Raw genomic sequence first — 7,460 nt, 5'->3', positions numbered from 1 at the left:
GGCGGGTCCGCGGCGGGCCGCCTACCGCGGCCGCCCATGACCCGCCGCACCCCTCGGCCCACCGGCGCGGAGCGCGCGGACGCGCCGCCCGGGGTCAGGCGTCGGGGTCGAAGGGGATGCCCGACGGCATGGAATGCGCCAGCGCGTACGGGAAGTCGCCGTCCTTGATCTTGATGGTGGCCGCGCCGAAGTCGGCGGCGAGCAGCTTGTCGCGATAGCCCGCGGGGTAGCCGTTCCAGCCCACAAGGCGAGGGTAGAACCAGCCCCCGGTGGCGTTCTCCGGCGGCTCGTCGGCCGGGCCCGCGAACCGGAAGCAGTGCGTCGATGCGCCGTCCTTGTGGTAGACGATCTTCGGGTGGGTGCCGTCGAAGCGCACCGCGGACCGGCCCGCCACCTGGTAGCCGGAGTGCTGGGAGACCGAGACGTACTGGACCGCGTCGTCCTTGATCCACACCACCACGTGCTCCCAGTCGTGGGTGTGCCCGATGGCCGCGGGGCCCAGGGTCGCCTGGTCCTTCTCGAAGTAGCTGGCGTACACCACCGCGCACCAGCCGTTGTCGCACTTCTCGCGCGAGTAGGTGTTGGCGTTGGCGAGTTGGGCGTAGTCGTGGCAGTGGCCGTTGACGTCCCCGCCGAGCTTCAGACCGGGGTTGAGAGTGCCGTCGCTGCCGATGGCCGCCGTGGCGTAGCAGCCGTCGCCGTCGTAGTCGTACGCGGGGGAGAAGGTCTGCTCCAGGCCGTCGGCGTTCTGCGGCAGCAGACGCAGGACGCTCGCGCCGGCGGTGCCGGGCGCGGTGAGGACGAGGGTGAGCGCGCCGAGGGCGGCGGTGAGCGCGGAGGTCAAGTGACGCACGGGGGCTCCCTGTTGTCGAGGCGCCGCAGATTCTCGCAACGCCTCGGCAGGGCGGACCACCCTCCGGACTGAACATTGCCGCACGGCCGGTTGAACGCCGGCACCGGTCCTACGGCTCCACCTGGCTGTACGCCGGCACCGGCCCTACGGTGCTCACGCCTGGCGGGCCGCTTCGCCGCGGCCGTGGTGGTGGTGCCGTCGGCGGTCGCCGGGGGTGCGGTGCAGCGCGATGAGCGCGGCGTCGTCGCCGAGCCGGCCGCCCGCGTGGGCGAGCAGATCGCGCCGCAGGTGGTGCATCAGCGCCTCGGGGCTGTCGTCGGTCCACCGCGCGGCCCGGTCGGCGAGCGGATAGAACCGGCCGTGTTCGTCCCGCGCCTCCACGACCCCGTCCGTGTACAGCAGCAGCGTGTCACCCGGCTCGAACGAGAACACGTCCAGCGTCGGCTCGACGCCCGCGAGGTCGCCGTGGACCCCGAGCGGTGGCGACGGGTGCAGGCTCGGCACCGTGACCACGTGGCCGGGGCTCAGCAGCAGCGGCGGCGGATGGCCGCAGCTGGTCATCCGGGTGACGGGGTCCTGGTCCGGGATCTCCACCAGCAGCGCGGTCGCGAACCGCTCGCCCGCCTCCTCCGGGGAGTCCAGCTCCGCCGCGTAGCGGGTGATGCTCTGGTCCAGCGCGGTGGCCAGCTCCGCCAGCGGGATGTGCCGGTGTGCGCTCTCCCTGAAGGCGCCGAGCAGCAGCGCCGCCTCCCCGATGGCGGGCAGCCCCTTGCCGCGCACGTCACCGATCAGGACGCGGACCGAGCCGTCGCTCATGGTGGTGGCGTACAGGTCCCCGCCGATCTGTGCCTCGTCCTCCGCGGCCAGGTACAGCGAGGCGATCCGCAGCGTGCCGATCTGCTCGGGCAGCGGCCACATCAGGACGTGCTGCGCGGCCTCGGCGACCGTGCGGACCTGCGCCAGCTGGGCCTGCCGGCGCTTGCGCAGGGCGCTGTAGAGGATCGTGAGCACCGCGAGCACCGAGAGCGTGATGATCTGCACGATGTGGTTCGTGGTGCCGATCCCGCCGTGGTGGATGCCGATGAAGATCTGCGCGGCGACCGCCAGGGCGCCGACGCAGGCCGTGGTCCGGGGCCCGGCGAAGGACGGGGTGAGCGCGGGTGCGATCACCAGGGCCGGCCCGAGGTGGATGTCGGTGGGGGTACGCAGGTCCACCACCGTGATCACGACGATGAGCAGGACCGGGAGCAGCAGCAGCGCGTGGGCCGACTGCCACGGCTGCCGCCGGACCGCGCGCCGGAGCCGGGGTGCCATGCCTCCCAGCCTGCGCCCGGGCCCGGCGGGCGGCCACTCGCCGCGGCAGCGGACCGGCGGGAGAGGCGTACGTCACACGGGAAGAATTGGAACCGGACATTCCGGGCTGCTCTTCGATTCCCGGATATCGGACACTGATCGGATTGCCTTTAATTGATGGATGGATTAGCGTCATCTACCGTTCAATTAGTGGCCGACTCGGGTCGATGGCCTGTGAAATTAAGGCCCATGAGGGTGGTTCTGGGATGCCCTCAACCGAAATCGCAGCATTTAGCGTCTGGTGTCATGACACAGACGGCGATGAGGCCGGACGCCCGGGACACGGCATCCGGCGACGGAGTGCGGGGCAAGGGCCTGGGCGGCGATTCCATCGGCCTGCTGGGAAGCGCGGTCATCGGCGTCTCCACCGTGGCCCCGGTGTACTGCCTCACCTCCACCCTCGGCTCCACCGCGGGCGAGGTCGGACTGCACATGCCGGCCGTGTTCCTCGCCGGATTCCTGCCGATGCTGCTGGTCGCCTTCGCCTACCGGGAGCTGAACAAGGCCGTGCCCGACTGTGGCACCTCCTTCACCTGGACCGTCAAGGCGTTCGGCCCGCACGTCGGCTGGATGTGCGGCTGGGGTCTGGTCATCGCCACCGTGATCGTGCTGTCCAACCTCGCCGGAGTCGCCACCTCCTACTTCTGGCTGCTGGCCGGTGAGGTCACCGGCAGCGGCGCGGTCGCGGACCTCGACGGCAACAAGGCCGTCCACATCCTCACCTGTCTGTCCCTGATCGCGGCCTCCACCGCGATCAGCTACCGCGGCATGACGACGACGAAGGGCGTGCAGTACGCGCTGGTGGGACTCCAGCTCGTGGTGCTCGCCCTCTTCGTCGTCATGGCCCTGCACAAGGCCGGCACCGGCGCCTTCCCCGGCCACGCCGACTTCTCCTGGTCCTGGCTGAACCCGTTCGGGGTGAAGTCGTTCGCCTCCTTCAGCGCCGGACTCTCCCTGTCGATCTTCATGTACTGGGGCTGGGACACGTGCCTGACCGCCAACGAGGAGACCGTCGGCAGCGAGAAGACACCGGGCCGGGCCGCCCTGATCGCCATGGTCGTCCTGGTCGGCTCCTACCTCACCACCGCCGTCGCCGCGCAGATGGCGGTCGGCTCCGGCACCGACGGTCTCGGCCTGGCCGATCCGGCCACCTCCGACAACGTCTTCGCCGCCCTGGCCGGCCCGGTCATGGGCCATGCCCTCGGCATCCTGCTCTTCGCCGCCGTCCTCGCCTCGGCCGCCGCCAGCCTCCAGACCACGTTCATCCCGGTCGCCCGCACGGTGCTCGCGATGTCGACGTACCAGGCCCTGCCCGCCTCCTACGCGCGCGTCCACGAGCGTTTCCGCACCCCCGGCCGGGCCACCGTCACCGCCGGCGTCGGCACCGGCGTCTTCTACGCGGTCATGTCACTGCTCAGCGAGCACGTCCTGGTCGACACGATCTACGCCCTCGGCCTGATGATCTGCTTCTACTACGCGCTCACCGCGTTCGCCTGCGCGTGGTTCTTCCGCCGCGACCTGACCCGCTCCACCCGCGACGCCCTCTTCAAGGGCGTCTTCCCGGTCCTCGGCGGCCTGCTGCTCACCGCCGTGTTCGGCAAGACGCTGTACGACATGTGGAACCCGGCCTACGGCAGCGGCTCCGCCGTCCTCGGTGTCGGCTCCGTCTTCGTCATCGGGGTCGGCCTGCTGCTGCTCGGCGTGGTCATCATGCTGGTGATGCGGCGCCGCAGCCCCGCCTTCTTCCGTGGGCAGGTCCTCACCGCCGGCACCCCGGCACTCGTCGTGGAGGAGTGACCTTCCCTGGCGCGCCGTGTCGGCGGCGGCACGCCGGGTACCCGTACTGCCCCCGGGGCCGACCCGGCCGCCCGGGGGTGCAGGGTGCCGAATGGAGAGGTCATGACGCAGAACGGGGAGGACACCGCGCCCCTCCGGCGGCCGGAAGCCGCCGGACTCCACCTCGCCCCGGACGGGCCGGACCACCGGCCGTCCGCACCGGCCACGGAGCCGACGGAACTCCCGCAGGACCGCAGCCAGGCGATCCTGGAGGCCACCAAGCGGATCGGCGCCATACTCAAACGCGCCGGCCACCCCTTCGCCCTGGCCGGCAGCGTCGCCGTCTACGCCCACGGCGGCAGCCGCTACCTCCAGCACGACGCCGACTTCGCCATCCTGCCGGACGACGCCGGCGCGGTGGCCGGCACACTGCGCGAGGCCGGCCTCGACGTACGGATCCCGCCCGAGGACTGGCTGCTGAAGACCACCTGCCACGGCCAGAACGTCGACATCATCTTCGAGCTGGCCCACCAGCCCGTCACCCGGGAGATGCTCGACCGGGCCCACGTCCTGCCGGTCGACTCGGTGCTCATGCCCGTCCTGTGCCCGACAGACCTGATCCACAGCCTGATCAGCGCCTTCTCCGAACACTACTGCGACTTCGGATCGGTCCTGCCGGTCGTCCGCGCCGTCCGCGAGAAGGTCGACTGGGACGTGGTGCGCGCGGCCTGCGGTGACCAGCCCATGCCCGCCGCCTTCCTCTTCCTCCTCGAACGGCTGAACGTCATCGATCCCCAGGAGGGGCAGCCATGACCGACACCAGCCCGCCGCCCCCGTCGGCGACGGGAAACCTGGACTACCGCGTCGCCCACCTCGCCGAGCACCTGGCCTCCGGGAACTGCGGTGAACTGGGCGTACGGCTGGAACTGCGCGGCGACGCCGTCCTGATCACCGGCACCGTGCCGTCCACCCAGTGCCGGGACGACATCCTGCGCCAGGCCCGCGAGGAACTGGCGGGGCACCCGGTCCACAGCGACCTGCTCGTCGCCGGGACCGCCTCGCCCGACCAGGGAGAGGACCTGACATGATCCGCGTCGCGGCCGTCGGGGACATCCACATGGGCCCCGAGAGCCAGGGCACGCTGCGCCCCTCCTTCGAGACCCTGCCCCAGTGCGCCGACGTCCTGCTGCTCGCCGGCGACCTGACCCGCCACGGCACACCGGAGGAGGCCGCGGTCGTCGCCCGGGAGATCAAGGATCTCGGCGTGCCCGTCGTCGCCGTGCTCGGCAACCACGACCATCACGACGAGCGTCCCGACGAGGTCTCCGCGATCCTCCGGGACGCCGGCGCGCACGTCCTCGAAGGGCAGGCCGCGGTCGTCACCGCCGACGGCGCCCGGATCGGGGTCGCGGGGACCAAGGGCTTCGGCGGCGGCTTCGTCGGCCGCTGCGCCGGGGAGTTCGGCGAACCCCTCATGAAGGAGTTCGTCCGCTACACCCGCCGCTGCGCCGACGCGCTGCACGGTGCCCTGAAGGAACTGGAGGAGCAGGACTGCGACGCGCGGATCGCGCTGACCCACTTCTCACCCGTCCCGGACACCCTCGCCGGGGAGCCGCTGGAGATCTACCCGTTCCTCGGCAGCTACCTGCTCGCGGAGGCCATCGACACCGGCGGTGCCGACCTCGCCGTGCACGGCCACGCCCACGCCGGCACCGAGCACGGCATGACCAGCGGCGGCGTCCGGGTGCGCAATGTCGCGCAGCCGGTGATCGGGCAGGCCTTCCACGTCTACCACCTGCCCGGCCGGTCCGGCTGAAGCCCCGCGTGGCCCGTCAGGCCGCCGTGCCCAGGGCCTCGCGGCCGGTGACGTCGCCGTCCCTGGCGGCCAGCGTCAACGGCACCGGACCGCCGCGGCGGCGCACCAGCAGGCCCCCGGCGATCGAGCCCGCGATGATCAGTCCGCCCGCGATCAGGGCGCCGCGCGCCCCGGCCCACTCCATCAGCAGGCCCAGCGCGGGCGGTCCGCCCAGGCTCCACACCGTGCCGATGCTGCTCCACACCCCGAGCACGCGGCCCCGCAGGTGCGGCGGCGGATCGGTCTGCAGCACGGCCGTGCCGGCCGTGTCGGAGACGGACTCCACGATCGCCATCGGCAGCACCAGCACCAGCAGCACGGCCAGCGACGGGGACAGACCCGCCACCACCTGGAGCAGCGCACCCGCGGCAGCGAGCAGCCCCACGGTCCGCACCGACGGCTTGCGCAGCCGGGCACCCAGGACCGCGCCCAGGATGCCGCCGACGGCCAGCACCGTCGAAACCGTGCCGAACGCCCCCGCGCCGCCGGCGAGCGGCCCGGTGACGAGGACGGCGAGGGTCAGGCCGTAGTTGCGGCCGAAGACGGAACTGATCCCGGTGATGCCCGCGAGAGCGACCAGGCGGGGCCGGCGCACGAAGAAGGACAGGCCCTCGCGCACGGTCATCTCCGCACGCACCGGCGACGCCGGTGCCACGGCGGCCGGCTCCTCACCGGCGCCGGGTGCCGGGCGCAGGAACGGCACCACCGAGGCCACGAACAGGAACGACACCCCGTTGGCCGCGTACGCGGCGCCGGTGCCGAGGAAACCGACGGTCACCCCGGCCAGGGCGGTGCCGGCCAGCCGGCCCGCGCTGTGCACCAGGGCGCCCACCCCGATCGCCGACGGCACGTCCGCCACCGGCACGAGATCGTTGCCGAGCAGGGCGCAGGCCGGTCCGTCGACGGTGGCGATGACGCCGGTCACCGCGGCCAGCACCATCAGCGACGTCAGGTCGATCCGGTCCAGTGCCACGAGCAGCGCCGTGGTGAAGGCCACCGCGCCGAGCAGGGCCTGGCTGACGGCGACCGTCAGCTTCCGGGGCCAGCGGTCGACTGCCGCGCCGCCGAGCAGGCTGACGAACAGTGCGGGCGCCGCCTGTACGGACATCGACAGGCCGGTCGCCGCCGCCGAACCGGTGATCTGCAGCACGAGCAGGTTCTGCACCGTGAGCTGCATCCACGTACCGGCGTTGGAGACGAAGTTCGCCGCCGACCACCAGCGCATGCTCCGGTAGCGCAGGGACCGCCACGGCGAACGGGAGGCCGGGGCGGTGGAGGGCACGGACGGGGGCAGGGCGGAGGAAAAGGACACGCGGGGTACTCGAGACCGGGGGAGGCGTAAGGGACCGGCGGGGCCTGTCGGGCCGGCTGCGCTGCACGGCCGGGCCGCCTGGTCGGGGCGTCGCCCATGGTGGCAGAAGGCAGGGGCCGGGCGACATCAGCGCTTCCGCCGCCCCGCCACCGAGACCCCGAAATCCGGCTGTCGGCGCGGCAGTTGACCCCCGCGTGGAGTTCCTCACAGCCACCGGCTCCCCGCACCGCGGGCCGGGCCGCGCAGGGAGCCGGGGCCGTCGCCCCCCACGGCCTTCCCGGGCGCGGCGCACCACGGGCGGGTGACGCCCC

Annotated in this window: 7 protein-coding genes; 4 read left to right on the top strand and 3 right to left on the bottom strand. The window is 72.5% G+C overall.

Translation table 11 applies throughout. The features are described 5' to 3' along the window. Positions 1-94: 94 nt before the first annotated feature. Together GT045_RS04015 and GT045_RS04010 are read right to left on the bottom strand one after the other, a co-directional pair. On the bottom strand, positions 95-853 hold the full coding sequence (locus GT045_RS04015; RefSeq protein ID WP_161333304.1) for an NPP1 family protein: 759 nt from the start codon (positions 851-853) through the stop codon (positions 95-97). Between the two features lie 153 nt (positions 854-1,006). Beyond that, complete coding sequence (locus tag GT045_RS04010) at positions 1,007-2,167, bottom strand: PP2C family protein-serine/threonine phosphatase (protein ID WP_161333303.1); 1,161 nt, start codon at positions 2,165-2,167, stop codon at positions 1,007-1,009. Between the two features lie 285 nt (positions 2,168-2,452). Here GT045_RS04010 and GT045_RS04005 point away from each other — a divergent pair, with 285 nt between their 5' ends. The 4 genes from GT045_RS04005 to GT045_RS03990 all read left to right on the top strand — a co-directional run bounded on the left by GT045_RS04005 (position 2,453) and on the right by GT045_RS03990 (position 5,798). Then, the gene (locus tag GT045_RS04005; protein ID WP_161298406.1) at positions 2,453-4,003 is read left to right on the top strand and encodes an APC family permease; all 1,551 of its coding nucleotides are present in this window, start codon (positions 2,453-2,455) and stop codon (positions 4,001-4,003) included. Positions 4,004-4,105: 102 nt separating this feature from the next. Further along, entirely contained in the window at positions 4,106-4,795 is a 690-nt protein-coding gene (locus GT045_RS04000; protein WP_161333302.1) for a hypothetical protein, read from the top strand. Next, the gene (locus tag GT045_RS03995; protein WP_161298404.1) at positions 4,792-5,070 is read left to right on the top strand and encodes a hypothetical protein; all 279 of its coding nucleotides are present in this window, start codon (positions 4,792-4,794) and stop codon (positions 5,068-5,070) included. The genes GT045_RS04000 and GT045_RS03995 overlap by 4 nt, the downstream gene beginning before the upstream one ends. Further along, a complete protein-coding gene (locus tag GT045_RS03990; RefSeq protein ID WP_161298403.1) occupies positions 5,067-5,798 on the top strand; it encodes a metallophosphoesterase in 732 nt (243 codons plus the stop codon). Before GT045_RS03995 ends, GT045_RS03990 begins: the two co-directional genes overlap by 4 nt. A 16-nt stretch (positions 5,799-5,814) precedes the next feature. Here GT045_RS03990 and GT045_RS03985 read toward each other — a convergent pair whose 3' ends face one another. After that, a complete protein-coding gene (locus GT045_RS03985; protein WP_345942537.1) occupies positions 5,815-7,119 on the bottom strand; it encodes an MFS transporter in 1,305 nt (434 codons plus the stop codon). Between the last annotated feature and the right edge of the window lie 341 nt (positions 7,120-7,460).

Origin of the sequence: Streptomyces sp. SID486, from assembly GCF_009865385.1 — a bacterium.
Classification (GTDB): Bacteria; Actinomycetota; Actinomycetes; order Streptomycetales; family Streptomycetaceae; genus Streptomyces.
The sequence above is the reverse complement of the archived record's forward strand: the minus strand, read 5'-3'. Positions and strand labels throughout refer to the sequence as shown.